This window comes from Providencia sp. PROV205 (genome assembly GCF_028479505.1).
Classification (GTDB): domain Bacteria; phylum Pseudomonadota; class Gammaproteobacteria; order Enterobacterales; family Enterobacteriaceae; genus Providencia; species Providencia huaxiensis.
The window spans coordinates 1-1,427 of sequence record NZ_JAMPNU010000061.1 but is presented as its reverse complement, the minus strand read 5'-3'; the positions used below and the strand labels follow the sequence as shown (position 1 = coordinate 1,427).

The window sequence follows — 1,427 nt, the reverse complement described above, 5'->3', positions numbered from 1 at the left end:
GAAGTGACCCCCAATAGTTGGACAATCAATTACTGGGGGTTTTTTATGTCTAAATATAATCGGAATTTAAAAATTGCTATCGCCAACCAATGCCTAGCGGGAGAATCATCAGAAGCACTTTCAAAAATGTATGATATTTCTTCTCGGCAGATCCGATATTGGGCCCAAGTAGTGACTATTCATGGTAATAATGCTTTCCAGCCCACACCTCATTTACGTTGTGCAAAAGCAAGGTTACAAGCCATAAAACTTATGTGGACACATGATTGGTCTCTCGGTCACACTAGTGCCATACTTAACTTAACTACGACTGGCACTCTATCTCTCTGGCTTGATAGATATGATAAATACGGGTTCAAAGGGTTAGAGTGTTGCTCAAGAGGAAGAAAGCCTATGGACTTCTCCAAAATAATAACTGATCGTCCTGACGATGAAAAAACACTTGAAGAATTGAAAGAAGAGCTTGCCTACTTACGTGCAGAAAATGCTGTACTAAAAAAGTTGGAAGAGTTGGAACAAATAAAACGACGGCAAGCAAAGAAAAGACGTTAATTGTTTTAGCCCTAAAAAATCAATATTCACTCAAACACTTGCTTCATGCTACGAAACTAGCAAAAAGTGTGTTCTATTATCACGTTAGCGTATTAAAAAAACCAATAGCTTATGAGAAAGAGCTGACGCGAATTGAAACTATTTATCATGAACATAAAGGTCGTTATGGTTACAGACGTATTCATTTAACGCTGAAAAATGAAGGTATTATGCTTAATCATAAAACCGTACAACGATTGATGGGGCAACTTAATTTAAAATCAACAGTAAGACCGAAGAAATACCGTTCATATCGGGGAGATGTGGGTAAAGCAGCGCCTAACTATCTCAAACGAAATTTTAAAGCGACTAAACCGAATGAAAAGTGGGTAACTGATGTCACTGAATTTAAAGTGAATGAACAAAAAGTGTATCTATCCCCTATTATTGATTTATATAACCAAGAGGTTGTGGCTTATAAAGTGGCTAAAAATGCGCGTTTAACGTTGGTTACAGAGATGCTAAAAAAAGGGCTATCTCGGTTAGGAGAAGCTCAAAAACCACTCTTACACAGTGATCAGGGTTGGCAATATCGACACAAGCACTACCAGAGACAGTTAACAGACAATGGAATTAAACAAAGTATGTCAAGGAAAGGTAACTGTTTAGATAATGCCGTTGCTGAGAATTTTTTTGGTCTATTGAAATCGGAAATGTATCATGGATATCATTTTCGAGATGCCGATGAACTGATTGATAAAATTGGCGAATACATAGAGTATTACAACACCAAACGGATTAAAGCCAAATTAAAAGGCCTGACTCCGATTGAATATCGAAATCAGGCCTTACAAGCCGCTTAACTAAAAGTGTCCAACTTTATGGGTTCACTTCAA

The 1,427-nt window shown here is 37.4% G+C and carries 2 protein-coding genes; both read left to right on the top strand.

Annotated features, from left to right (window positions below; genetic code table 11):
- On the top strand, positions 1-552 hold a 552-nt coding region (locus tag PR800_RS19610), incomplete at its 5' end, for a helix-turn-helix domain-containing protein (protein ID WP_272524692.1).
- A complete protein-coding gene (locus PR800_RS19605; protein ID WP_195698793.1) occupies positions 450-1,394 on the top strand; it encodes an IS3 family transposase in 945 nt (314 codons plus the stop codon). The genes PR800_RS19610 and PR800_RS19605, both read left to right, overlap by 103 nt.
- Positions 1,395-1,427: the final 33 nt, after the last annotated feature.